The organism is Pasteurella skyensis (assembly GCF_013377295.1).
GTDB classification, from domain to species: domain Bacteria; phylum Pseudomonadota; class Gammaproteobacteria; order Enterobacterales; family Pasteurellaceae; genus Phocoenobacter; species Phocoenobacter skyensis.
In genome coordinates, this window is the sequence record NZ_CP016180.1 from 475,475 (window position 1) to 502,036 (window position 26,562).

Annotated in this window: 20 protein-coding genes; 12 read left to right on the plus strand and 8 right to left on the minus strand. The window is 38.2% G+C overall.

The window, feature by feature from the left end; translation table 11 throughout:
* The first annotated feature begins 53 nt into the window (after positions 1-53).
* From infC to rplT, 3 genes are all read left to right on the plus strand, one after another.
* Complete coding sequence (infC, locus tag A6B44_RS02250; protein ID WP_090922543.1) at positions 54-593, plus strand: translation initiation factor IF-3; 540 nt, start codon at positions 54-56, stop codon at positions 591-593.
* 166 nt (positions 594-759) lie between these two features.
* Positions 760-957 (plus strand): 50S ribosomal protein L35, encoded by a 198-nt coding sequence (gene rpmI / locus A6B44_RS02255; protein ID WP_090922545.1) that lies wholly within the window; start codon positions 760-762, stop codon positions 955-957.
* Between the two features lie 54 nt (positions 958-1,011).
* Positions 1,012-1,365: a 50S ribosomal protein L20 gene (gene rplT, locus A6B44_RS02260; RefSeq protein ID WP_090922547.1), complete on the plus strand. Its 354-nt coding sequence runs from the start codon at positions 1,012-1,014 to the stop codon at positions 1,363-1,365.
* A gap of 98 nt (positions 1,366-1,463) precedes the next feature.
* Here rplT and A6B44_RS02265 read toward each other — a convergent pair whose 3' ends face one another.
* The 8 genes from A6B44_RS02265 to A6B44_RS02300 form a co-directional block, all read right to left on the minus strand.
* A complete protein-coding gene (locus A6B44_RS02265) occupies positions 1,464-1,760 on the minus strand; it encodes a YceK/YidQ family lipoprotein (protein WP_090922549.1) in 297 nt (98 codons plus the stop codon).
* A 6-nt stretch (positions 1,761-1,766) separates the two neighbouring features.
* Positions 1,767-2,786 (minus strand): aldose 1-epimerase family protein, encoded by a 1,020-nt coding sequence (locus A6B44_RS02270; RefSeq protein WP_090922551.1) that lies wholly within the window; start codon positions 2,784-2,786, stop codon positions 1,767-1,769.
* Positions 2,787-2,809: 23 nt separating this feature from the next.
* Positions 2,810-3,766 (minus strand): ABC transporter permease, encoded by a 957-nt coding sequence (locus tag A6B44_RS02275; protein ID WP_218061384.1) that lies wholly within the window; start codon positions 3,764-3,766, stop codon positions 2,810-2,812.
* Positions 3,763-4,740 carry an ABC transporter permease gene (locus A6B44_RS02280; RefSeq protein WP_090922553.1) on the minus strand — a complete coding sequence of 326 codons (978 nt, stop codon included), beginning with the start codon at positions 4,738-4,740 and terminating at the stop codon, positions 3,763-3,765. The genes A6B44_RS02275 and A6B44_RS02280 overlap by 4 nt, the downstream gene beginning before the upstream one ends.
* On the minus strand, positions 4,733-6,223 hold the full coding sequence (locus tag A6B44_RS02285) for a sugar ABC transporter ATP-binding protein (RefSeq protein WP_090922555.1): 1,491 nt from the start codon (positions 6,221-6,223) through the stop codon (positions 4,733-4,735). Before A6B44_RS02285 ends, A6B44_RS02280 begins: the two co-directional genes overlap by 8 nt.
* A gap of 114 nt (positions 6,224-6,337) precedes the next feature.
* Positions 6,338-7,315 carry a substrate-binding domain-containing protein gene (locus tag A6B44_RS02290; RefSeq protein ID WP_090922558.1) on the minus strand — a complete coding sequence of 326 codons (978 nt, stop codon included), beginning with the start codon at positions 7,313-7,315 and terminating at the stop codon, positions 6,338-6,340.
* Between the two features lie 435 nt (positions 7,316-7,750).
* On the minus strand, positions 7,751-9,772 hold the full coding sequence (rep, locus tag A6B44_RS02295; RefSeq protein ID WP_090922560.1) for a DNA helicase Rep: 2,022 nt from the start codon (positions 9,770-9,772) through the stop codon (positions 7,751-7,753).
* A 163-nt stretch (positions 9,773-9,935) separates the two neighbouring features.
* The gene (locus tag A6B44_RS02300; RefSeq protein ID WP_090922561.1) at positions 9,936-10,481 is read right to left on the minus strand and encodes a YtfJ family protein; all 546 of its coding nucleotides are present in this window, start codon (positions 10,479-10,481) and stop codon (positions 9,936-9,938) included.
* Between the two features lie 166 nt (positions 10,482-10,647).
* Here A6B44_RS02300 and yajC point away from each other — a divergent pair, with 166 nt between their 5' ends.
* The 9 genes from yajC (at position 10,648) to A6B44_RS02345 (ending at position 26,515) form a co-directional block, all read left to right on the plus strand.
* Complete coding sequence (gene yajC / locus A6B44_RS02305) at positions 10,648-10,938, plus strand: preprotein translocase subunit YajC (RefSeq protein ID WP_090922563.1); 291 nt, start codon at positions 10,648-10,650, stop codon at positions 10,936-10,938.
* A gap of 29 nt (positions 10,939-10,967) precedes the next feature.
* On the plus strand, positions 10,968-12,812 hold the full coding sequence (gene secD / locus A6B44_RS02310; RefSeq protein WP_090922565.1) for a protein translocase subunit SecD: 1,845 nt from the start codon (positions 10,968-10,970) through the stop codon (positions 12,810-12,812).
* Positions 12,813-12,823: 11 nt separating this feature from the next.
* On the plus strand, positions 12,824-13,792 hold the full coding sequence (gene secF, locus A6B44_RS02315; protein ID WP_090922567.1) for a protein translocase subunit SecF: 969 nt from the start codon (positions 12,824-12,826) through the stop codon (positions 13,790-13,792).
* A 94-nt stretch (positions 13,793-13,886) separates the two neighbouring features.
* Positions 13,887-14,696 carry a peroxide stress protein YaaA gene (yaaA, locus tag A6B44_RS02320; protein WP_090922568.1) on the plus strand — a complete coding sequence of 270 codons (810 nt, stop codon included), beginning with the start codon at positions 13,887-13,889 and terminating at the stop codon, positions 14,694-14,696.
* Between the two features lie 11 nt (positions 14,697-14,707).
* On the plus strand, positions 14,708-15,289 hold the full coding sequence (locus A6B44_RS02325; RefSeq protein WP_090922570.1) for an HI_0983 family protein: 582 nt from the start codon (positions 14,708-14,710) through the stop codon (positions 15,287-15,289).
* Positions 15,290-15,331: 42 nt separating this feature from the next.
* Positions 15,332-16,276: a cation diffusion facilitator family transporter gene (locus A6B44_RS02330; protein ID WP_420800995.1), complete on the plus strand. Its 945-nt coding sequence runs from the start codon at positions 15,332-15,334 to the stop codon at positions 16,274-16,276.
* Entirely contained in the window at positions 16,276-17,049 is a 774-nt protein-coding gene (locus A6B44_RS02335; RefSeq protein WP_090922572.1) for a Zn-ribbon-containing protein, read from the plus strand. The genes A6B44_RS02330 and A6B44_RS02335 overlap by 1 nt, the downstream gene beginning before the upstream one ends.
* A 52-nt stretch (positions 17,050-17,101) precedes the next feature.
* The gene (locus tag A6B44_RS02340; RefSeq protein WP_090922574.1) at positions 17,102-17,632 is read left to right on the plus strand and encodes an inorganic diphosphatase; all 531 of its coding nucleotides are present in this window, start codon (positions 17,102-17,104) and stop codon (positions 17,630-17,632) included.
* A gap of 1,653 nt (positions 17,633-19,285) precedes the next feature.
* A complete protein-coding gene (locus tag A6B44_RS02345) occupies positions 19,286-26,515 on the plus strand; it encodes a YadA-like family protein (protein ID WP_176673448.1) in 7,230 nt (2,409 codons plus the stop codon).
* Positions 26,516-26,562 lie beyond the last annotated feature (47 nt).

Here is a 26,562-nt window from a genome sequence, read left to right on the forward strand (position 1 = left end):
TCTGTAACTACAGTAAAAATGATTTTGTTAAAATTTATAAGAGGAATAATACTATCAAACCAGTAAAACGTGTTCAGACAAGTCGAGCTCATCGAATTAACGATGAAATTCGTGTAAAAGAGGTTCGTTTAACTAATCAAGAAGGCGAACCCGTTGGTATCGTGTCTATTCAAGAAGCCTTGAATTTAGCTAATGAAGCATCTTTAGATCTTGTTGAGATCAGTCCGAATGCTGAGCCACCTGTTTGTCGTATTATGAACTATGGTAAGTTTATTTACGAAAAAACAAAATCAGCAAAAGAGCAGAAGAAAAAACAGAAAGTCGTACAAGTGAAGGAAGTTAAATTCCGTCCAGGTACTGATGTGGGCGACTATCAGGTAAAACTACGCAACCTGATTCGCTTTTTAGAAGATGGAGCAAAAGTAAAAGTAACGATCCGTTTTCGTGGTCGTGAAATGGCTCACCAAGAGATTGGACGTGAAATGCTAGAACGTGTTAAAGCGGATACAGCAGAGTTAGCCGTTGTAGAATCTGCACCGGGTAGACTTGAAGCACGTCAAATCGTGATGGTACTTGCTCCTAAGAAGAAATAATTAGAGCTTACAAGTAATTAAGCGGCCACATTTATATTATTTTTAACGAAAGCTTTTTAAATAAAGGTTTTTGCAAAATTTTGTAATAATGTTACCGCTTATTCGCCTGATTATTAGTGATTAACCAAAGGCTTTATGCCTTACAACAATGCGGAGTTATTAAACAATGCCAAAAATTAAAACAGTACGTGGTGCTGCTAAGCGTTTCAAAAAAACAGGCTCAGGCGGTTTCAAACGTAAACAATCTCACTTACGTCATATTTTGACTAAGAAAAGCACTAAGCGTAAACGTCATTTACGTCATAAATCTATGGTTGCGAAAGCTGACCAAGTTTTAGTCGTAGCATGCTTACCATACGCATAAGCATTCGTTTTAGTATTTATTTTTAGTTAATTTTATAGACATAGGAGATTAATAATGGCTCGTGTAAAACGTGGTGTTATTGCAAGAGCACGCCATAAGAAAGTTCTTAAGGCTGCTAAAGGTTATTATGGTGCACGCTCACGTGTATATCGTGTTGCGTTCCAAGCAGTAATTAAAGCTGGTCAGTATGCTTACCGTGACCGTCGCAACAAAAAACGTCAATTCCGTCAATTATGGATTGCACGTATCAACGCAGCGGCTCGTCAAAACGGTTTATCTTACAGCAAATTTATCAATGGCTTGAAAAAGGCATCTGTTGAAATCGATCGTAAGATTTTAGCTGACATTGCAGTATTTGATAAAGTAGCATTTGCTGCTTTAGTTGAAAAAGCAAAATCAGCACTTTAATCATTGGATTAAATTGAAAAAGGACGCCTTGAGCGTCCTTTTTTGTATCTGTTTATTTAAAACAAGCGGTCACATTCTTACAAAATTTTGCAAATCACTTATCTAAATAATGTACATTTATTATCATTCGCTAAATAGCGAATCCCTTGTATAGGAAACAGTGCCGTATCTACTGCTAAACTTAATGGAAAATCAATAATAGCAGGCACTGTGAGTTTACAGACAATATCTCCAAATCCAGTGATGTTTTTAGGTGGATTGGTTAAACAATTTTTTACAATTAGAGCATTCGTCCTTGTTCCACCGTAAGGGCAAGGGTGTTCTAGTGTTACGATAGAACTACAAGCCGATATATTTAATACCAAAATACCCAATAACCACTTAGAGAGTGTCATTATAATTTATTCCTTAATACCAGTATTAAGATGGAAAGATTTGGTTTCTCCTGCCGCTAGCCATTGAAGTGTATTGGTCTTTTCCGCAGCAAGATAACCTTCAGGACGTGCTGTTGCAGGTAACACAAAAGCGGCAACTTTTTGATCTGGGTTATGTAATATCCATCGTGTTGCATTAGGAAACTCATTACTTGCAAATTTTGTACTAAATGTAACCGCTTGTTGAGGGGCTGTAAGTTCAAACTCTAGATCTTCAGCGTATTGTTGTAGATTATCAGCAAAGTACACAATCTCAGGATCGTAACATTGTGGTTTATTTAAAATATTGGCATCGATTTTACCGTTTAAAATATCCTTGTTGAACTCTTTCCATTCAGGGGTCGGTTTAACGTGAGCAGGAATACTTTGTCGAAGTTGTAAAGCTTCATTCGGTATATTTTGTGACATCACCCCATTTTCGACATAAGCATAATTGATGTGACACATATACATTAAAGGCATAGGTTGATAATTAGACAGATTAGTGACTGCCATATCAATATCAAATCGAGCTTCATTTGCTTTTAGCATCACTGAGGGTTTAGCGAGATAGTGGTGACCAAATCCTTGCACATATTCATATTCACTTACTATGCGGATACTTTCCTCACTGACTTCCAGCCACGCTTTATCCATTTGAGCGCAAGGGAACTCACCGTGTAAAGGGTGGTTATCATTCACTGTTGGGCAGCCATTACTTAATAACCCTGAATGAAAGGCAAAACAGCCATACGTATCTACAATTGTTTTACCGTGCTGTGGTTGGCTAAACATATTATCCATACGTAGGGAGACGTTATCAAATTCTGCATCCCAAATCATCTGTCCCATAAAAGGAAGTATTTCAATATAACCACGCTTATTTTTAATGGTTAAGGTGGCAATATTATTGGGATAGCAAGAGGCGCTCACAGTAAATTGCTGTGATTGTAAAATGATGTTTTCTTCACTCATAAAGTAATGAGGATATAATGGAATTGAATACATTTTATTTCCTTTAAGTTATCAAATTATTTTGTTTTATTACGATTTGCCATAAATCTAATCACCATTACAACAATTAGAAATATGCCCCAAAGTGCAGTCGTCAAAAATTGGTTTGCGCCTAATATATTCATTCCACTAGAAATAAGTTGTAATGATAGAAGCGCAATGATTAGTGGGGTTACTTTACCGAAACCACCAAAAGGATCTGCACCAGATAAAAAACACGCCAGTAATGTAATAAGTAAATAGTCTTTACCGGCATCAATCCGCATCGAATTATTTTGTGCTAGCATTACAAATCCTGCCAATGCTGCCAATGCACCAGATAGTGCATACATATAGGTAAAGGTACGTTTTACCGCAATACCAGAAAACTCTGCCGCATTAGGATTTGAGCCAATCATATAGATGGAGAAACCTAAGCGAGTGTAATGCATTACGAACCAGACAAAAGCACAGGTGAGTAAGAAAATCAAAAAGACAATCGGAATGCCAAAAAGAGTACCATTACCAATAATTTGAATACATTCTGGCATACCTGAAATACCGCCACCACGAGTGACCCACTCCATAGAGCCTTTGAGTAAAATCATAGCACCTAAAGTGACTAAAATAGGATGAGCATTGAACCAAGCAACCACCAATCCAATTAAAGCACCAATTAATGCACCTACTGCTAAAGCACAAACTAAAGCAAACAGCCCTGTACCCCAGCCAGCATCGCTAAATACTTTTGTGAGTAGTGCTGCAGCCAGCAAACCACCGATATTTGCAATGTAGGTGATAGCAAGATTCAATCCTCCCGAGATAACGGGAATAAACATCGCTAACGTGAGGATACCGAGTTGAGGAAGCTGTATTGCAATAGAACTCATTGCGCCAGCAGATAAGGTTTGTGGTGCAATAATACCAAATAAAATGATGGTTGCACCTAAGAAGCACAACATAAGTAAACTTGTATTTTTTAACAGTGAATTCACACTAAACCTCCTTGAAGTTTACGTACAAATACTTGCCATTGTGTTGCGATTATCGCAAGTAAAATAACAGCACCAGAAATAGCATTAAAAGCATAAGGAGAGAATTGCAGCAGAATCATCGCATTTTTTAATAAAGCTAAGAATAATACTCCTAACATAGCGCCTAAAACACTGCCTCGACCACCACCAAGTGTTGCACCTCCGAGTACAACAGCGACTAACACATCAAACTCCCAGCCATAAAGTGCTTTAGGAACAACCTCTTGAGCGATAGTAATTTGCATCATTCCAGCAATACCAGCACACACACCTAACCAGCCATAAGCAAATAAATGTACTTTCCAGCCACTCACTCCAGCACGTCTTGCTCCTTCTGCATTTGAACCGTAGCCATAAAGTTGTCGTCCAAAACCAGTGAATTTTAAAATATAGGTAGTGACTAATGCGACAATCAACATAACAGCAACAGGTAAATAAAGCATCGTGGTATTATCAATATGAATAAATACCATACGCTCTACTAACCAGTCAGGTAAACGATAAATACTACGCCCATTATTAGTAAAGAAAATTAATAAACCAAAAAAAACATTAAAGGTGGCAATAGTAATGATGATAGAGACTACGCGAAAACCATAAATAAGCAGTGCATTTATCATACCAAGCATTGCACCAATAGCCATTGCAATCAACATACCAGAAAGCCAACTTCCACCACCTAACATTTTCATTAAAATAGTAACGGTCGCATATTGTATAACGGAAGCACCAACAGCAAAGGAGATATCAATACCACCAATGATAAGCACGACCAGTAAACCAATCGCAAAAATCATTTTTACCGCATTTTGATTGAGTAAATCAAAAAAATTCTGTAGTGTAAAAAAATCAGGTGTAGCAAATGACAATATTATTGATAAAAAGATAATAAATACAAAAAGTATCCCTTCAATACTACGTAAATAGTTAGCCATAAACAGCCTCCTCTAAACTTTCCTCAGTAATTTTGTGAGGCTCAAAGTGGGCAACAAGTGTTCCTTTTTTCATTACGTGAACACGATCACATTGATAGTACACCTCTGATACTTCATCAGAAATAATCAGAATAGCCAGTCCTTGTTTTGCTAATTCACGGACAACCTTAAAAATCTCTGCTTTTGCACCTACATCGACTCCAACAGTTGGCGCATCTAAAATTAATATTTTAGGATCTGTCGCAAGCCATTTACCGATAGCTACACGTTGTTGATTACCTCCTGAGAGAGAATTAACAGGTAAACTGGAATCTTGATATTTTACCGTCAGTTTTTCTAACCAATACTGCGTTGTTTTTGTTAGTGCTTTAGGCATTAATGAACCCAGCCAACCACTTAACTTATCAAGTATGGCCATTGTCGTATTATCACGAATAGACTGGGGTTGAATTAATCCTAGATTGAGTCGATCTTCCGATACATAAGCAATACCAGCTTGAATGGCATCACGGTTATGACGAAAGCGCATTGGCATACCATTTAAAATGATTTCACCACTATCAGGTGAACACATACCAAATAAAGAGAGGGCGAGTTCAGTTCGTCCTGCTCCTAATAGCCCTGTAATACCAACAATTTCCCCTTTATGTAAAGTAAAGTTGATGTTATGGAACTCTCCTTTACGCGAAAGGGATTTTACTTCTAAAATAGGTTCAGAAAAGGTTTTAGGCTGGCGAACGTTGTCTTCTAAATCTAATCCAGTCATTAATTGTGAGAGAATTTTAGGATTTGTTGTTTTCGCATCTAATACATCAATGATGGTACCATCACGAATAACAGTAACACGATCAGCAATATCTAATACCTCTGCTAAACGGTGTGAAACAAACACAACTGAAATACCATCCGCTTGCATTTTTTTAACAGCATCTAATAAATGATTAACCTCACTACGTGTTAATGAAGCCGTAGGTTCATCCATAAAAATAATACGAGCATCAGCATTGAGAACACGACAAATTGCCACTAATTGACGTTGTGCAATACCGAGTGAAGATAAAGGCACATCCAAATCTAAATGAATACCTAAACGTTCCATTACAGCTTTTGCTTGCTGTTTTATTTCTGATTTATTCGGTTTACGTATAGGTTTCGACACAAAATGGTCAAAGGCAATATTTTCCGCCACACTGAGTTGTGGAAATAAGGATAAATCTTGCCAAATAACGTGAATACCATTGGTAGTTGCCATTTGAGGGGTAACTTTATTAACCGAATGATTGTTACCAATAATAATTTTTGCGCCTTTATCTGGGGTATAAACACCAGAAATAATTTTAATTAATGTAGATTTTCCACAACCATTTTCTCCCACCAAACAATGCACTTCCCCTTTATTTAATGAAAAATTCACATCTTTCAATGCTTGGTAATTACCAAAGTGCTTATTGATATTAGTAAGTTGTAAAACAGTTTCTTCCATAAGAATCACCAAATAAGGTTAAAAAAAAGGCTACGACATAAAATACCGTAGCCAACTTAAAGTTAAAACAAGTATTATTTATAATTTTTGTTCGTTATGAACACGAACTTATTTTTATAAGCCCAAATCAGCTAGGTCATCTACGGTTTCTTTACTTAATTTTAATGGTTTTTCAGCGTAGATTACTTTACCATCAATGGTAGATTTACCTAAAATTGGTAATTCTTTTTCTTTGGAAAGATCTTTGCCATCAGCAACCATTTTACCTAATTCAACAAAAGCCTTACCTGCTTCTAATGGACTCCAAATGTAACCACCTTGAATATGACCTTTGTGAACTAATCTTGCACCTTGACCTGGTGAGAATAGACCCACTGAAATAAATTTATCTGCAACACCACGCTCTTCAGCAGCACGAGCAGAACCAATAGGACCCTGACTACCAAATGACATAATACCAACTAGTTTGTCTTTATGTGCACGCATCAGATCTAATGTTGTAGTACGAGCAGCCTCTACATCATCAGCAACACCAAAACGCTCAGAAACTTGATACATCGTTGGACAAGCTGTTTTCAAATAGTTAACAGCAGCGTCTGCCCAAGCATTGTGTCCAGGCACACTTAATCCACCGACAAAGATAGCATAACCACCTTTACAGCCCGTTTTTTCTGCAAAAAGTTTCGCATTAGCTTCACCTAACGCTTTGTTAGTAATCATCTCAAAATCATAGTCAATATTTTGAGATTTAACAGATTCGTGAGTAATTACTTTGATTCCTTGTTCACGAGCACGCTTAAATACAGGCTCTAACACTTCTGCATCATTTGGAACTACACCAATCACATCCACCTTACGAGCAATTAAATCTTCAACAGCACGGACTTGTAATGCAGGATCAGCACTGGTTGGCGCAATCATAAAAGCATCAACATCTAATTTTTTTGCACTTTCATTCATACCTTGTTCCATTGCATTAAACCAAGGAATACCACCAATTTTGACCACAACACCAATAGTTGTCTTGGCCATCGCCATAGAAGCACAGCTTAATATCACCGTTGCCGATAATGTTTTCAATAAGGTTTTCATTCAATACCCTCCAATTAGGTTTAAAATTCACATAGTTTATGTTTATGCGTTGCTAAATTATTAGATCAAAGATTAATTGATGTCAATAGCACACTGTATCAAATAATCCTATATAAAATAGATAGATAACGCATTTTTATCAAGTGTATAATCTCTGTTATTAGGTGAATAAAAAGTGTTATCTATTTACATAGGATACCGAAAAATAACACAGAATAAATAGAGTGTATGCAACTTTTATTTTAAAATGTGATCGAGTTCAAAAAATGAAAATTAAGGTGGTAACCTAGACTATTGGGATGCGTATTTATTAAACAGATCATTACAAAATAAGCGGTAACATTATTGTGAAAATTTGCAAAAGTATTATTACCTTATGCATAGGAGAACATATGGGAAAACTACATTTGCTAATAGTTCTCCTATGAAATTATTTTATGACTTATTCCCTTGCAACATCGCCCTTAATCTCGCCACATTATCCGATACTTTTTCCTGTTTTTGCTGTTCCGTCATAAGTGGTTTATCTCGCTCCCACTGTAAATCATCTTGGGGTAATTCTAGTAAAAAACGGCTTGGTTCAGGTTTGATGATTTCACCATATTGTCGGCGTGTTTTACACAGTGAAAATGTCAAAGTTTGCTGTGCTCGTGTTATTCCAACATAAGCTAAACGACGTTCTTCTTCTACGTTATTTTCATCCATACTGGTTTGATGAGGGAGTAGTCCCTCTTCCATTCCGACCAAAAAGACATGGGGAAACTCTAAGCCTTTTGAAGCGTGCAAGGTCATCAGTTGTACTTGATCGCTCTCATCATCATCTTCGCCACGCTCTAACATATCTCGCAAAGTTAAACGGGTTACCACTTGAGCAAGGTTCATCGGTTCATTGATTTCATCACCTGCTAGCATTCCCTCGACCCATTCAAACAGGGTTGCAACATTGCGACTTTGCATTTCTGCTGCCTTTGGGTTGTTAGCGTGTTCGTATAAATAAGCCTCATATTGAATTTTGGCAAGCATATCTTTTATTGCAAAAATTGGATCAGATCGTACCGCTTGATCTGATAATTCCACGATCCAACGCCCAAAATCTTGTAAGGCTTGATAAGGTTTTGGTGTGATATGTTGAATTAAATCAAAATCAAAAATTGCCTCAAATAAACTGGCTTGCTTTTCATTGGCTAAATTTCCCAACTTCTCTAAGGTTGCTGCCCCAATTTCACGGCGTGGCGTGTTTACAATACGTAAAAAAGCCGCATCATCATCTTGGTTCACTAATAAACGTAAATACGCCATCATATCTTTGATTTCAACACGTGAGAAAAACGAGGTTCCCCCTGAAATTTTATAGGGAATACGGTTTTGCATCAGCATTTTTTCAAGTAAACGGGATTGATGATTACCTCGATATAAAATTGCATATTCTTTATAGCGTGTTTTACGAGAAAAACGATGAGCGATCAATTCGCCGACTATTCGCTCTGCCTCGTGTTCTTCATCTTTTGCTTCAATTACATTAAGTTTTTCACCCTGAGCAAGTTGTGAAAAAAGGCGTTTTTGAAAAACGTGGGGGTTGTTATCAATCAAAATATTGGCACAATGTAAAATTCGCTGACTGGAACGGTAATTTTGTTCTAATTTAATCACGTTTAAATGTGGAAAATCGACTTTCAAACGTTGCATATTCTCAGGTTTTGCTCCACGCCACGAGTAGATCGACTGATCGTCATCGCCCACAACGGTAAAGTTTGCTTGCTCGCCCACCAATAATTTTATTAGTTCATACTGGCTGGTGTTGGTATCCTGATATTCATCAACTAATAAATATTGAATTCGCTGTTGCCAACGCTGTTTTACCTCATCATTTTGTTGAAAAAGTAAGGTTGGAAGCATTATCAAATCATCAAAATCAAGAGCATTGTAGGCTCGTAATTGGTTTTGATATTGCTGATAAAAATAACTAAATACACGAGATCGATCATCATTGGCTTGCGCAATCACCTGCTCTGGCAACAACAGGCTATTTTTCCAATTTGAAATTTGGCTGATTAACTGTTTCAACAGATCTTTATCTTCGGTGACATTTTCAGGCAATAAATGTTTGAGCAAAGCGATCTGATCGTGATCGTCAAACAGCGTCATTCCTGATTTAAAGCCGAGGGATTTATACTCACGTTTGATAATATCAAAACCTAAGGTGTGGAAAGTAGAAATAGTCAACCCTTTGGATTTTTCTTTACCGATTGAATGGGCGACACGCTCACGCATTTCACGAGCAGCTTTATTGGTAAAAGTGACCGCCGCAATATGCTTAGGGGAATAGCCACAATGGCTAATTAAGTGAGCGATTTTATTGATAATCACTCGGGTTTTACCTGAACCTGCCCCTGCAAGTACTAAGCACGCCCCTTGCGTATATTCTACGGCTTGTTGTTGTTGTATATTGAGTTTCATAATTGTTATTTAAATACATAGAGTGGTATTTCTATAATATTTTTTGCAGAATCTGTATCTTTTAGGCGCCTGAGCTTGTCGAAGGCTTATCAATAAAAGCACTTATACTTCGACAGGCTCAGTAACCGTGCTTTTGTCGATTTAATTATCTATTTCTCTTAAATCAGTGTGTTAATTGTTTAACTAACTGAATAACCTGATTAATTTGACTAGCCGAGAGTTTACCATCAAAGACAAATTTTACCTTGCCATTTTTATCTAGAACTGCCACAAAATTATCTTTTGGTTTTAAATTCCAAGCTTTCTTAACAGTACCATTTTGATCTAACACTACCTGACTATGTGCATTTTTTAGTTTACCTTTTTTGGCTTTACTTTTTACGAATACACCAGTACCAAAGGTTGAATCATCAACGTTAATGATAGTTGTAGTTTGATAAGTTGAACGGTTAAAGTGAGCGTTACGAATTGCTTCAATTAATGCACTATTTTTCTCTTTAGCATCACTTCTACCAGCAAAATGATTGACCACCCTTACTTTCCCCGCTAAAGAGCGAGAGTTCCACTCTTGATAAATAATATCATTATTTTTTTTGATAAGTTCACCATCTTCAACTACGGTAACATTCGGTAATCCTTGATTTAATTGAATATTGTGAGCCATTGTGAGTGGTGAAAAGAGAGCGAGCAAAACAAATAATTTTTTCATTTTTTAACCTTTTACTATTGAATTATGAAATTAAACACCCATTTTAGCATTAAAAGGTGTGATAGGGAGAGTGGTTTTACCTCTTGGTAGATTTTTCTCGTCTAAATGTCGATTTTGTGATATTTTAGCACCGTATTTTTTAATTTAATTTTTTAAGGAGTTTTATATGGGCGCTCAAGGTGGCACAATGCAAATGATTTTAATGTTAGTCGTTTTTGGTGGGATTTTCTATTTTATGGTTTATCGTCCACAAGCCAAACGTCAAAAAGAACAAAAAGCACTTTTAGATAGTCTTTCAAAAGGCGATGAAGTGTTAATTAGTGGTGGTTTGATGGGCAAAATTACTAAAGTTGCTGATGAAAATATCGTTATGGCATTAAATGAGACAACTGAAGTAACGATTCGTCGTGATTTCGTTGTGGCAACTTTACCTAAGGGTTCAGTTAAATCACTTTAATTTTTTTCATTTTAATACAGGATTAAATTGTGTTAAATCGTTTTCCTTTATGGAAGAACCTGATGGTGATCTTTATGGTCGCCATTGGTGCATTATATGCACTTCCAAATTTATATGGTGAAGATCCGTCAGTACAAATTTCTGGTACTAGAGGACAAACCGCAACTACTGAAACACTTGCTAAAGTACAAAGTGTTTTATCTTCAATGAAAATCAATCCAAAAGGTATTAATCTTGAAAAAGGGGCAATTTTAGTTCGTCTTGAAAAAGAAAATGAACAGCTTCCAGTAAAAGAAAAAATTGCTGATGTGTTAGGGAATGATTATTCAGTCGCATTAAACTTAGCCCCTGCAACACCAAGTTGGTTAGCCGATATTGGCGGAAAGCCAATGCGAAGAGGGTTAGATTTATTAGGTGGTGTTCGCTTCTTAATGGAAGTGGATATGAACACCAGCTTAGCAAAACAACAAGAAATGTTGCAAGACAGCTTGCGTACCGAATTGCGTAAAGAAAAATTAAAATATAAAGCGGTCAGAAAGCTAGAAGATTTTGCAACGGAAATTGTTTTTGTTGATTCAGATACTGCAGATAAAGCATTTCGCTTTATTCGTGATTATCATAATAACTTAGATTTAACCTATGCTTCTTCTAATGTGTTGTTATTAAAACCATCAGCAACAGGGTTAGCAGATTCTCGTAGTGCAGCAATCGAACAAAACTTATCGATTTTACGTAAACGTGTTGAAGAATTAGGGGTGTCAGAACCAACGATTCAGCGACAAGGTGCAGATCGTATTGTAGTTGAATTACCAGGTGTACAAGATACTGCTCGAGCAAAAGAAATTTTAGGTGCAACAGCAACGTTAGAATTTCGTTTAGTGAATACAGAAGCCAATCAAGCCTTAGTTTCTCAAGGAATTATTCCTGCCAATTCTGAGCTGAAAATGGATAAAAATAATCGTCCAGTACTACTTTATCGTAAAGCTGAAGTGGGAGGGGAGCATATTATTGATGCTACGGCTGGAAAAGACGACAGAGGATTACCACAAGTTAGTATCAAGCTAGATAGTGAAGGTGGTAATTTAATGGCAGAAACCACTAAACGAGCATTGAAAAAACCAATGGCAACCCTTTACCGTGAATATAAAGATTCAGGCAAAAAAGATGCTGATGGTAAAGTGATTTTAGATAAACACGAAGAAGTGATTAACGTAGCCACTATTCAAGGTCGTTTTGGTAGCCAATTCCAAATTACAGGAATTGACTCTTCAGCAGAAGCGCAAAACTTAGCCGTATTATTACGTTCAGGGGCATTAATTGCACCAATTGTTATCGTACAAGAGCGCACAATCGGAGCATCTTTAGGAGCTGATAATGTGGCGCAAGGTATGAATGCAGCGTTACTTGGCTTAGCATTAACCGTCTTTTTCTGCTTAGTGTATTACAAAATATTTGGTTTATTTGCAACTGCAGCCTTATTAGCAAATATGGTATTAACAATCGGTTTAATGTCATTAATTGGTGCAACTTTAACAATGCCAGGTATAGCAGGGATTGTGCTGTCTGTTGGTATGTCTGTTGATGCTAACGTATTGATTTATGAGCGTATTAAAGAAGAAATTCGTAATGGTCGTTCAATTCAACACGCAATCCACGAGGGCTATAGCGGTGCGTTTTCAAGTATTTTTGACTCAAACTTAACCACTATTTTAACTGCTATTATTCTTTATGCAGTAGGAACAGGTCCAATTAAAGGTTTCGCAATCACACTTTCATTAGGGGTGATGATCTCAATGTTTACCGCAATTATTGGAACTCGTATGCTAGTGAACTGGCGATATGGTGGTAAACGAGTGAGTAAATTGTGGATTTAAGGAAGAATAAAATGGCAAAAAAAGAACAAAATGCAGCAGAGATTAAGCTTCCTTATAAGCTAATCCCATTTATGAAATACCGAATGGTCGGTTATCTTTTTTCTTTGGTTGTAATCGCTTTTAGCTTATTTTTTATTGTGACTAAAGGCTTAAACTGGGGATTAGATTTTACTGGCGGTACAGTTATTGAAACCACTTTTTCACAATCAGCAGATTTGGGAAAAGTACGTTCAGAGTTAGATAAAAATGGTTATGGTAGTGCAATAGTACAAACTTTAGGTGGCACAAAAGATTTAATGATCCGTCTACCTGCTGCGGAAGCAGACAGTAAAGTGAGTACTAATGTCATTAATGTTATTCATCAACATATTGATCCGAAAGCACAAATTAAAAGTGCTGAGTTTGTTGGGCCAAATGTGGGTAAAGAATTAACAGAAAGTGCTATTTACGGAACACTCGCAACATTAGCAATGCTATTAGTCTATGTTGGATTACGTTTTGAATGGCGTCTAGCAGTGGGTGCAATTGCAGCACTATTCCACGATGTTATTGTGACTATCGGCTTTTTCTCATTGCTACAAATTGAGATTGATTTAACCTTTGTGGCGGCGATCTTATCCGTTGTGGGTTACTCACTGAATGATAGTATCGTGGTTTTTGACCGTGTACGTGAAAACTTCCGTAAAGTACGTCGTTCAAATACCATTGAAATTGTCGATATTTCATTAAGCCAAACGCTATCTCGTACCTTGATGACCTCATTAACAACCTTAGTTGTGGTATTAGCTCTATTTTGGCTGGGTGGTTCAACCTTACATAGCTTCTCATTAGCATTATTAATCGGTATCGCATTTGGTACCTATTCCTCAATCTACATTGCAATTGGCATTGCATTAAGATTAGGTTTAACTCGTGATCATATGATCCCACCTGTTGTGGAAAAAGAAGGTGCAGATCAAGAAGCCTTTATTAATTATTAAGGTTTAATGATCAATGTGTAATTAAGGCAGATTAATTCTGCCTTTCTTTTATTATCAACATTGTTATTAAAGTTTATTCAAATTGGAAAATATTATGCTAGCGATTATTTCTCCTGCAAAAACATTAGATTACAAAACACAACCCCCTAATTTTGCAAAAACTCAACCACAACTGACCGCTTATAGCCAACAGCTAATTGATATTTGTAAACAGCTTTCTCCTCAAGATGTTGCGAGTTTAATGAAAATCAGTGATAAATTGGCAACCTTAAATGCAGTACGATTTGCAGAATGGCAGTTGGAACATAATGAGAATAATGCTAAACAAGCACTATTTGCCTTTAAAGGGGATGTTTATACAGGACTTGATGCAACGAGTTTAACCACAACTGAAATTGAGTTTGCTCAATCTCATTTAGCTATTTTATCAGGGTTATATGGTTTGCTTAAACCATTAGATTTAATGCAACCTTATCGTCTTGAAATGGGAACAAAATTAACTAACCCAAAAGGTAAAAATTTACATGATTTTTGGGGCAGTGTGATTACACAACAAGTACAAAAAACTCTTGATAAACAAGGGGATAATGTTCTGGTTAATCTTGCTTCTGACGAATATTTTAATTCAGTAAAAACCAAAGAGTTAAAAGCAACAATAATCAAACCGATCTTTTTAGATGAAAAAAAGGGAAAATTCAAAACCATTAGTTTTTATGCCAAAAAAGCACGTGGAATGATGGTGCGTTATATTTTGAAAAATCAATTAACGGAAGTTGAAAAATTAAAAGAATTTAATTTAGGAGGCTATTGGTTTGATGAAGATAGCTCAACGGAAACAGAATGGGTCTTTAAACGTACTGAAATTGAAGCTTTAGCTTATAAAGAAATGGGTAGCAATGGCTAAAGGTTAAGTATATGAAAAAATTAAAATTTTTTATTTTTGCAAATTTTTGTTTATATCTGACCGCTTGTGTAAGTTATGGTTCTCAGCAACCACAGAAATTATCTTTTAATATTCCTCAAAGTATAAAATTTGATGGAAAAGAATATATAAAATCAAATCATAGCCGATTAGAAGGTATGGAACATATTGTGTATTTATCTAACAATAAAAAGGTCAATACTGAGAATTGGCAACAGGCTATTTTTATATTTTTAGATAATAGTGTAGCAGTGAGACCTGCAATCTCTTTAAAAGAACGCCTTAACATACGTAAAAATATTTATAAGTCACAGCATAAAATATTAGCAGATTTAATCATCAACAATGCGGAATTACAAAGTAAAATTATTTCCCCTCCTACAGAAAGAGAGCATAATATTTTATTAGAAGTTTCTCGAGGACGTAATTCACAATGTGGATTTGGTGAAATACAATATGCAATTAAGCGGTTAGATTTTGCAAAAAATTTACCAAATGTGACCGCTTATAAAGCCGAAGTAAATGAAATTGCAACGCAGTTTGCACAGCTAAAATGGCAGATTAAATGCCAATAGCCGACATATATAGAAACCTAGTATGAAAATGAGTAAAAATAGATGAGTATGGAAACAAATCACAATGAAATAAACAAAAAGCTAGCACAGCAATATAAAACGCTGGTTAATCGTTCTGCGATGTTTGCAATTATAGTATCAAGTTCATTACTATTGATTAAAGGCGTAGTTTGGTGGATCACGGACTCTATCTCCATTCTTGCTGCAATGACTGATTCATTATTTGATATGCTAGCTTCTGTTACTAATATTTTAGTGTTACGCTTTGCATTGCGACCTGCCGATGGCAACCACAGCTTTGGTCACGGTAAAGCAGAATCCCTAGCTGCAATGGTACAAAGCACCTTTATCACAGGTTCAGCACTCTTTTTACTCTTACAAGGTTTCCATCGCTTAAGTGAACCACAATTTATTAAACAAACAGAGTTAGGGATTATTATCAGTGTTGTCTCGATTGCGTTAACTGCGGTATTAGTACTGTATCAATACAAAGTATTAAAAGTGGTAAACAGTCCCGTTATTCAAGCAGATATTTTAAATTATCAAACAGACATTTTAATGAATTTTGCGATTTTAGTGGCAATGGGATTAGATATGTATGGCTTCGTTTATGCTGATGCACTCTTTGCTATAGCAATAGCTCTCTACATTATGATCAATGCTATCAAAATGTCGTGGGAAGCCATTCAAACCCTTCTTGACAGAGCATTGTCAGATGAAGAGGTAAAGCAAATATTTGACATTGCAGAACATCACCCAGATGTATTAAGTATTCACGATTTACGCACCCGTCAATCTGGCGCAGTGCGTTTTATTCAACTCCATTTAGAACTGGATGATAATCTTCCTCTTGTAGAAGCCCATCATATTACCGATAGTTTAGAGAAAAAACTCCTAACGGCTTTTCCTATGTCGGAAGTGATCATCCATCAAGAGCCAACATCGGTAGTGTTAGTTGAAATGGCACAAATGAAGGAAAATAATTAATGTATCAAGCTATCGCCAAATTTAGTTATCCCTATTTTGATGAAGATTTTACCGCCCTTATTTTTAGAGTCATAAATCAATGGCGAGCCAATGGGCAAATGATAGGACGAGAAGCTGGTGTCACCCATTTTCAAAGTGTTGATGACGCTTTTTTTCAGGTTAACTTATCTATTCCTAGACAAGATAGCCTAGCAACAAAATATAACAGTAAAGAAGTAAACAGCGCATTACATAAAGCAGAAAAGTATGGCGTTAGCCTTGCAAGTGTTGAAATTGTCGGTAAAGATTATCGAGCAGATATGACCTGTAGCCAACAGAATGGCGATTTTTTCATCTTATATACCACCCATTTAGACTCCTGCTCACCTGTATTTAATAGCCAGCATTTTTTACCTATACCACTGTATGAAATCACCCATTCAAATCAGGAAATGGCACAACAAATTTTAAAATGGCAAGAAGATTGGCAAGCCTGTGATCAACTTCAAATGAACGGCTTAACCTTAGAACAAATTGCAGTGCAACAAATTTCACAGCATAACAGTGAGTTATCCCTCAGAGGCAGACAACTTTGTAATCAAATTCAACAAAGTACTCAAACCCCAACTTATTACTACCTTTACCGCTTAGGCTCTGACGAAGAGCAAGAGTATAATCGCAAATGTCCAAGTTGTAATGGAGAGTGGAAATTACCTCAACCGATTCACGAATTTTTTTATTTTAAGTGTGATAAATGCCGTTTAATCTCTAATTTGAGTTGGGAAGTATTATAATTACTGCTATAATCCAACAGGTTTTTTAACAACATTATTTAAGGAAATTTTTATGGCAGATTTTAATAAAATTTTAGATGCAGGTGATGTAGATGGCGGAATTATTAACGTCGTTAATGAAATTCCAGCAGGAAGCAACCACAAAATTGAATGGAATAGAGAACTGGCTTGTTTTCAACTAGACCGTGTTGAACCAACCATTTTCGCAAAACCAACCAACTACGGTTTTATTCCACAAACACTAGATGAAGATGGTGATGAATTAGACGTATTACTCGTCACAGATCAACCATTAGCAACAGGTGTTTTCTTAGAAGCAAAAGTAATTGGTGTAATGAAGTTTGTTGACGACGGCGAAGTAGACGATAAAATCGTTTGTGTTCCAGCAGATGACCGTAACAACGGAAACGCATACAACACATTAGCAGATTTACCAAAACAGCTAATTTCACAAATCGAATTCCACTTTAACCACTACAAAGATCTTAAAAAAGCAGGCACAACTCAAGTAACCGCTTGGGGCGACGTTACAGAAGCTAAAAAAGTGATCAAAGAAGCAATTCAGCGTTGGAATGATAAGTAATTTATAAATCAACAATATAGAGACGTAGCCTGTATGCTACGTCTTTTTTTTGATTCTTGAATCCCGAGACCGATGTCCTGCTTCGATATTCCACTCGCTTCGCTCATTAAATCCTCCCCTACAAAACCATTTATAAATCAAAAATTTATAAAGATATACCGTAGGGGAGGATTAGCAAACTTGTTTGCGTATATCCTCCCGCTGCTTGATATAAAATCTCCACAAAACATCATAAGACATAATCATAGCGGTCACATTCCAATCAAAATTTACAAATTAGATCAATAATATAGAGACGTAGCATGCTACGTCTCCGTTCTCGGTTACTGAGCCTGTCGAAGTATAAGAGAACGCTCACTAAACTAATTCAGAGCTCAAACACCTAACACTTCGACAAGCTCAGCGATCGGTGTTTGATTGGTTTTGTGATTTTAATTTAGCTTACGGGAAGATATTCCACTCGCTTTTCTCATTAAATACTCTCCTGTAAATTATTTATAAATCAAAAAGTTATAAAGATCTACCGTAGGGGTGGATTAGCAAACTTGTTTGCGTATATCCTCCCGCTGCTCGACGTCTCCGTTCTCGGTTACTGAGCCTGTCGAAGTATAAGAGAACGCTCACTAAACTAATTCAGAGTCCAAACACCTAACACTTCGACAGGCTCAGTGACCGGTGTTTGGTTAGTTCGGTGATCGATGTTTACCGTTCTCGGTTACTGAGCTCGGTTATTGAGCCTGTCGAAATATCGAAGTATAAGAGAACGCTCACTAAACAAGTTCAGTGCCCAAACACCTAACACTTCGACAGGCTCAGTGATCGGTGTTTGATTGGTTTTGTAGTTTGAAATCTAGCTTGCGGGAAGATATTCCACTCGCTTCGCTCATTAAATTTTTCCCTACAAACCATTTATAAATCAAAATGTTATAAAGATCGACCGTAGGGGAGGATTAGCAAACTTGTTTGCGTATATCCTCCCGTTGCTTGATGTCTCCGTTCTCGGTTACTGAGCCTGTCGAAGTATAAGAGAACGCTCACTAAACTAATTCAGAGCCCAAACACCTAACACTTCGACAGGCTCAGTGATCGGTGTTTGGCTAGTTCTGTGATCGATATCCTTCACTTCAATGTTCCCGTTCTCGGTTACTGAGCCTGTCGAAGTATAAGAGAACGCTCAAAGAACCAAATCCCGTGCCCAAACACCTAACACTTCGACAGGCTCAGTGATCGGTGTTTGGCTAGTTCCGTGATCGATATCCCTCGCTTCGATGTCCCATTTCGATATTTCCCCGCTTTGGTTCCCTGAGCTAGGTTACTGAGCCTGTCGAAGTATAAGAGAACGCTCACTAAACTAATTCAGAGCTCAAACACCTAACACTTCGACAAGCTCAGCGACCGGTGTTTGACTAACCCTGTGATCGATATTTCACACACCCCCTAATTCAAAATCACCCCATTTCCACTCTAAATTGTCTATTTTTCACCCAAATAACCTCCATTACTACGATTTTGCTTGCGTTTTTTTTTTTTTTTTTACAATCGGGAAGTTTATACATATTTTTTAACAAAATATTCACGAGGCGGTAAAAGGAATTTACATCAACCTCAGCAAAGTCCTAAGGAAAGGATATCAACTAAAAAGGATACCTGACTATGAACAGCATCTACAAAATCGTGTTTAACAAAGCAACACAAACTTTCACCGCCGTAAGCGAATTAGCTAAAGGCGCCACAAAAACACAAAGCCAATCAACAAAACAAGCGGGTACATTTTTACCAAAATTTGCAAAAATTGCGTTATTAGTAACAGTTACTATTAGTGGAGGACTTTTTTCAGGGAATGCTTACGCCACACCAACAGTAATTGCTGGAAATTCAACTGCAACAGGAGCAAATTCTATTGCTGGAGGAACTCAATCGATAGCTTCTGGGCAAGATTCTATAGCATTGGGACTTGAAAATAAGGCAACTAAAAGAGGTTCAGTAGCGATAGGAACATATGTAGAATCAACTGGAGAATTTTCAGTATCCATGGGACAGAAAACAAGAGCGAAAGGGAATAATTCCGTAGCTTTCGGTTTTGATACCGAAGCTATTGGTTCAGGTTCACTTGCAATGGGAAATGGATCAATTTCTCAAGGATATAATTCAGTAGCGGTAGGTACAGAAACCAAAGCTTCAGGAGCATCTTCTGTTGCTATGGGATATCAAACAAAAACTTCGGGCTTAGGTGCTTTTTCTATAGGTGTTTTATCAGACTCAAAGGGTTATGGTGCAGTAGCTTTAGGAGGAAGCAAATCAAAAGGTTCTCTTTCAACTTCATTGGGATATGATTCGGAAGCAATAGGAGCAGGTTCATTAGCGACGGGAGGTATTCTAAATGCAGATCTAGATGGAAAAACAATAATAGGAGTTCCTCAAAAAGGAGGAGTTGCCTACACAGCAGGCTCAATGGCACTCGGAACTGGAACAGTTGCTGGAGTTGAAAATGGAAAACAAGAAGCATTTGCGATGGGTTACAGAGCAAAAGCAACGGGTGATAAATCAATGGCCTTAGGTTTTGGTGCTGTAGCAAATAATGTGGGTTCAGTAGCTTTAGGTAGAGAAACAACAGCGTCTGGACAACATTCAATAGCAACTGGTTATCAAACAACAGCTTCAGGAGAATATTCTATTGCTAGTGGGGTAAGTAGTAGAGCGGAAGGAATAGGTTCAGTTGCTATAGGAACGGAAGCTGTTTCTAAAGGAAATTACTCTATAGCATTAGGAAAAAAATCTAAAACAGATGGTTGGTCATCTATGGCAATAGGTTTTGATAACGAAGCTAAAGGAGGAACAAACTTAGCTTTAGGTCATAGAACAAAAGCTTTACAAGAATCAGCTTTTACAATTGGTTGGGGAAGTACTGCGGAAAATTATCATTCTTATGCTTTTGGTAAAGGATCATTAGCTAGAGGTCAAGGTTCACTCGCTATGGGGGGTAATGGTTCGGCTGGTGGTAGTGCTGAGGACAATTTAGGAGGACAAGCTTATAGTCGAGGTTCAATAGCGATAGGTTCAGGGACAGTCGCAGGTGTTAACAATGGAAACCAAGAAGCCGTCGCAATGGGCTACCGTGCTAAAGCCGTTGCAGACAAAACCCTTGCCCTAGGTTTTGATGCCAAAGCAGACCACACAAACTCAGTTGCCTTAGGTTCAAACGCAGAAACCAGAGACTTTACACAAGTAGATGGAACAGAGGCTATAAATGGTCTTAAATACAAGGAGTTTTCAGGTATTGCAGATGGTGTGGTGTCTGTGGGTAAAACCGCTTACGAAAAACAAATTATTAATGTTGCACCGGGTGAAATCTCTCAAACTTCAACGGATGCCATTAACGGCTCACAACTTTATGCAACTACTATTGTATTAGGCAATGTCGCTACCTCAGTAAAAGACAATCTAGGGGGTAATGCCGCCATAGATGAAAATGGCAATATTACTTTCACTGATATCGGTGGCACAGGTAAAGACACCGTTCAAGAAGCCATTGCATTTAATAAAGGGAATATTGAGACCAATACTGCAAATATTGAGGGAAATCGTACCGCTATCGCTACAAAAGCAGATAAAGATGCCGATAACTTGAGTGTTGCTGATGTGAATGCTTGGACAACTAAGTTAAATAACGAGGCGGATTTAGCCGCACCAAAAGGCAAATTAGTGACCGATACCCAAGTGAAAGATGCACTAGATACCAAACTGGAAACGGGTGATATCAAGAGCAGTGATAAAACTGTGGGTATCACCACTGCAGCAGGCAACGTGGATTTAAGGGTAAATCTTGATAATACCAGCTTAACTAAAAACGGTAATGGGGTGATTGGTATTAAGGACGGTGGCGTAACTACCGCTAAAATTGCCGATGGCAATGTCACAAAAGCAAAATTAGCCGATGATGTTACCACTATTTTAGATAAAGTAGGCACAGGTGCGATTGAAACCGCTAATCACAATACTGTTACTGGGGATGTGGTAAAAACCTATGTTGATGGCAAAGTTGCGACAATTAACACAGAAGTGACTAACTTAGGCAATACCGTTAATACCTTAGGTGACACTATTACTCACGTAGGTAAAACCTCAAAAGAGACCGTGAAAGCAGACAATGGCAGTGGTATTAATGTTAAAACAACCCCTGCCACCAATGAGAAAGGCGCAATCTTCACCTTATCGTTAGATGAAGATGAAGTGAAAGCATTAGCGGGCACCACAAACCTTGACACCACCTATTTAAAAACAGACGGTTCAAATGTGGCTAACAAAGCCACCTTTGGTGACCAAGTGGGTACAGACACTTTAGGGACTTCCACAAAATTAGCGCAAATCAAAGCGGTGAAAGCGGTGGATGATAAAGTCAATACGAATACACAAGATATCACCGACTTAGAAGAGAGTGTCACCACAAAACTGGCTAAAAAAGCCAATCGCAATGCCACAAACTTAAATGCGAATGATGTAGCGGCGTGGAAAGCGAAAATCGATACCAACTCCATTGAAACGGTTACCGCAGGTGAGGGTATTGATGTCTCTGGTGGAACAGCTGCGACAAACAAAGAATGGGTAGTGGCACTATCACAAAAGACCAAAACACAATTGGAAAAAATTGATGATAATGCCGCTGCTTTAGCAGGTAAAGCCAATATCAGCTTAGATAACATTTCTTCAGATGGCACGATGGTGATTAAAAATGCCGCAAGAGATGCCGTAGAAGTGGCGGTTAATCCCGCGACAGAGGGTGTCTTAAAATTAGTGAAAACCGCTTCAACGGCAAATCACAAAGACACCTACACCCTATCGATTGACGAGACGAAGTTAAACGACAAAGTCGCTGAAACCTTTGCGAAAAAAGATGCCAGTAACTTAACTGATGGCGATATAGCGGATTGGAAACAAGCCCTTGATATCGGTAATATACTCACACAAGCGAATTTAGCTGACCGTTTATTATTAACAGGCTCGAATGTTGGCAGTGATGACAATAAAGTGAAGTTTGGTAAAAACGTCGGTAAAGGTGAGATTACTGGTGAGACCACCCAACTTGTTCAAGAGAAAGCAGTAAAAGCTTATGTTGATGCGGTTGATACTAAAGTGACAGACTTAGGTACTACGGTAACTAATTTAGGTGATACATTAACCACTGAAATCACAAAAGTAGGCAAAACGTCTAAAGAAGAAGTGAAAGCAGTGGCTGGTAGTGGAATTACGGTCAAAACGACAGCTGCAACGAATAAAAAAGGTGCTATCTTTACTTTAGATTTAGATGCAGCGAAGGTAAAAGACATCGCTGGAACCACTAATCTTGCAACAGACTACTTAAAAGTAGATGGTACAAATATTGCAGGTAATAAAGTTGCCTTTGGTGGCAATATAGGTACAGCAACTTTAGCGGATACGACTGAGTTAGCACAAATCAAAGCCGTGAAAGCGGTAGATGATAGGGTTACAGCTAATGCGACTGCTTTAGGTAATAAAGCTAATGTAGATTTAAGCAATCTTACGTCAGCGGGTACCACAGTTATCAAAGATACAGCAAGAAGTGCCGTAGAAGTTGCAGTTAATCCAGCTAACGATGGCATATTGACTTTAGCGAAAGCCACGGCAAACAACAAAGACACCTACACCTTATCAATTGATGATACGAAGTTAAATGATAAAGTCGGTGAAACTTTTGCGAAGAAAGATGCAAGTAACTTAACAGACCCTGCAGATGTAGGTAAATGGAAGAAAAAACTGGGCATTGATGGTTTAGCGACTAACGCAAATATTGCCAGCAAGCTTGAAGCGGATGACATCATCAGTACAGATAAGACTGTGGGTATTGATACAGCCACAACGGCAGGCAAAGTTGACTTAAAAGTGAACCTTGATGGCACGACTTTAACTAAAGATGGAAATGGTGTAATCAGTCTTGCAGACAACGCAGTGACAACGGCTAAGATTTTAGACGGTAATGTGACAAAAGCGAAGTTAGCGGGAGATGTTACTAATATTCTGGATAAAGTTGGAACAGGTGCGATTGCAGATGGTAATACCAATACTGTGACAGGTGATGTGGTTAAAACTTACGTTGATACAGCGACAACAGGTAAACTTAACAAAGATGACCTGAATGTGATTGAAAGTGATGATATCACAGTAAGCAATGCTGGAGACTTAACCAAAGGTAAAGTTACTTTAAGCCTTAAAGCCGATAAAGTGAAAGAGTTAGCAGGAACAACAGACCTTGCAACTACTTACTTAAACGTAAGCGGCGCGAATGTAGGTGACAAAGCAACCTTTGGTGGCAATGTAGGTACAGCAACCTTAGCGAATAGGACTGAGTTAGCCCAAATCAAAGCGGTGAAAGCGGTAGATGATAAAGTGGCAGGTAATACTCAAACTATTACTAATTTAGGAGACCAAATCACCAACGTAGGCAAAACCTCGAAAGAAGAAGTGGCGATTGTTAAAGACAGTGGTTTAACACTGGCGAAAACAGCTGCAACAGCCAATAAAGGGGCAGTGTATACGTTAGGCTTAGATGCGGCGAAAGTGAAAGAGGTGGCAGGAACCACTGACCTAGCAGCAGATTTAGCGGCGAAAGCGAACACAGATGCAAGTAACTTAACAGACCCTGCAGATGTAGGTAAATGGAAGAAAAAACTGGGCATTGATGGTTTAGCGACTAACGCAAATATTGCCAGCAAGCTTGAAGCGGATGACATCATCAGCACAGATAAGACTGTGGGTATTGATACAGCCACAACGGCAGGCAAAGTTGACTTAAAAGTGAACCTTGACGGAACGACTTTAACTAAAGACGGAAGTGGTGTAATCAGTCTTGCAGACAACGCAGTGACAACGGCTAAGATTTTAGACGGTAATGTGACAAAAGCGAAGTTAGCGGGAGATGTCACTGATATTCTGGATAAAGTTGGAACAGGTGCGGTTGCAGATGGTAATACCAATACTGTGACAGGTGATGTGGTTAAAACTTACGTTGATACAGCGATTGATAAAGTTGGAAAAGCCAAAGACGGTAGAGACGGTCATATCGGTGTTGACGGCAAAGACGGCATAAGTGGTGTCGGCATTGACGGAAAAGACGGTATTTCAGTTAAAGGTGCTAAAGGTGAAGTGGGTATCAACGGAAACGATGGTATTTCTATTAAAGGCGAAGACGGCAAAGATGGCTCAATCGGCTTAAGTGGAAAAGACGGCATTACCGTTAAAGGAAAAGACGGTGAAAACGGCGTCACTATCAAAGGTGAAGACGGAGCCAATGGCACCAACGGTGTAATCGGGCTTAATGGCCACGATGGAATCGACGGAAAACCTGCAAAAGACGTGTCAGCTGATATCAAAGTGGTTAATGGTAGACCGGGTGTTAATGGTAAGGATGGAGACAGCTTAACCCGTATTATTTACGAAGATGAAGCAGGAGACACCCATACGGTTGCCACAATGGATGATGGCCTAGCCTTCCAAGGTGATGCAGGTGATAAAGTCACCCGTAAGCTCAATGACACCTTAAATATTAAAGGTGGCGTAACAGCAGCAAACGAACTCACTGATAACAATATTGGTGTGGTTAATGATGGTGCGAACGGTTTAGCGATTAAATTAGCGAAAGAGCTCACGGGTATTTCGTCAATTGCTAACACAGCAGGTGGTGGAAAACTGACATTAAGTGATACAGAGAATAGCGTATCAGTCAATGGGGGCAGAATCACTAATGTAGGCGATGCCACAGCAGATACCGATGCGGTTAACTACAAACAGTTAAAAGCACTGAACAAGGGTCAAGGTATTGATGTTGATAAATGGAAAGATGCAATATTGCCAACCATTAGCTTCTTTAGTGGTAGCACGGGTACGGGCGCAAATTATAAACAGGGTAATACTGAAGAACAATTTGACTTAAGTAAACTTGCCTTTGACTTTGGTGATGGCTTAAAAGTGGAAAAACAACAAAGCAAAGACGGTAAACAAATTGCCCATATCACGTTAGATAAGGACGCATTGAAAAATGACCCTGACTTTAAAGGTGCGAAAGGTGATGACGGTGCCGCTGGTGCGGATGGAGCCGATGGTCAATCTGCTTATGAGATTTGGAAAGCACAACCAGGTAATGGCACTAAAACACAAGATGACTTCTTGGCTGCTTTAAAAGGTGACAAGGGTGATAAGGGTGATAAAGGCGATAAAAGTGACAAAGGCGATGCAGGCAACGGCAATGGAGGCAATGGTGCTGAAATCAAGGTTGCTGTAACAGACGATGTTGTATTAGACAAGGATAATCTCTCAAAAGAGGAAGTCGTGAGCAACAATGGTGCCTTAAGCATCAAAGTCGGTAAAAACCTTAACGCCAAAACGGTGATGAACGGCAATGATAAACAGCTGGTTATTTCCACCACACCTGAAATCAAAGTGGATAAAGTCACTGTGGGCAATATCACCTTAAACCAATCCGGTTTAACAGTGAAAGAAGGTACTGATGTCAATATTAATATGGGTGGAAACCAAATCCACAATATTAAAGCGGGTACTGCACCAACGGATGCCGTGAATGTGTCTCAATTAGCGAAAGTGGAAGAGTCACTCTCTACCCGTATTGACAGTGTAGAAAAAGCCGCAAGCGGCGGTACTGCGAGTGCGATGGCATCAGCCAGCTTACCACAGGCTTATGTACCGGGTAAGAGTATGGTGTCATTAGCGGGCGCGAGTTATGACAAATCAAGCTCAATGGCCGTAGGACTGTCTTCTATCTCTGATAATGGAAAATGGATTATCAAAGGAAACATTAACGCGAATACCGAGAAGAAATTTGGTATTGGTGTCGGTGTTGGCTACCAATGGTAATGTAACACAGGACGGAAGAGGCACACTCTCTTCCCGTCCAACCTAGC

Coding starts and splice junctions, on each gene's coding strand:
- rpmI (WP_090922545.1), top strand. CDS start 760: ATGCCAAAAATTAAAACAGTACGTGGTGCTGCTAAGCGTTTCAAAAAA.
- rplT (WP_090922547.1), top strand. CDS start 1,012: ATGGCTCGTGTAAAACGTGGTGTTATTGCAAGAGCACGCCATAAGAAA.
- A6B44_RS02265 (WP_090922549.1), bottom strand. CDS start 1,760: ATGACACTCTCTAAGTGGTTATTGGGTATTTTGGTATTAAATATATCG.
- A6B44_RS02270 (WP_090922551.1), bottom strand. CDS start 2,786: ATGTATTCAATTCCATTATATCCTCATTACTTTATGAGTGAAGAAAAC.
- A6B44_RS02280 (WP_090922553.1), bottom strand. CDS start 4,740: ATGGCTAACTATTTACGTAGTATTGAAGGGATACTTTTTGTATTTATT.
- A6B44_RS02285 (WP_090922555.1), bottom strand. CDS start 6,223: ATGGAAGAAACTGTTTTACAACTTACTAATATCAATAAGCACTTTGGT.
- A6B44_RS02290 (WP_090922558.1), bottom strand. CDS start 7,315: ATGAAAACCTTATTGAAAACATTATCGGCAACGGTGATATTAAGCTGT.
- rep (WP_090922560.1), bottom strand. CDS start 9,772: ATGAAACTCAATATACAACAACAACAAGCCGTAGAATATACGCAAGGG.
- A6B44_RS02300 (WP_090922561.1), bottom strand. CDS start 10,481: ATGAAAAAATTATTTGTTTTGCTCGCTCTCTTTTCACCACTCACAATG.
- yajC (WP_090922563.1), top strand. CDS start 10,648: ATGGGCGCTCAAGGTGGCACAATGCAAATGATTTTAATGTTAGTCGTT.
- secF (WP_090922567.1), top strand. CDS start 12,824: ATGGCAAAAAAAGAACAAAATGCAGCAGAGATTAAGCTTCCTTATAAG.
- yaaA (WP_090922568.1), top strand. CDS start 13,887: ATGCTAGCGATTATTTCTCCTGCAAAAACATTAGATTACAAAACACAA.
- A6B44_RS02325 (WP_090922570.1), top strand. CDS start 14,708: ATGAAAAAATTAAAATTTTTTATTTTTGCAAATTTTTGTTTATATCTG.
- A6B44_RS02330 (WP_420800995.1), top strand. CDS start 15,332: ATGAGTATGGAAACAAATCACAATGAAATAAACAAAAAGCTAGCACAG.
- A6B44_RS02335 (WP_090922572.1), top strand. CDS start 16,276: ATGTATCAAGCTATCGCCAAATTTAGTTATCCCTATTTTGATGAAGAT.
- A6B44_RS02340 (WP_090922574.1), top strand. CDS start 17,102: ATGGCAGATTTTAATAAAATTTTAGATGCAGGTGATGTAGATGGCGGA.
- A6B44_RS02345 (WP_176673448.1), top strand. CDS start 19,286: ATGAACAGCATCTACAAAATCGTGTTTAACAAAGCAACACAAACTTTC.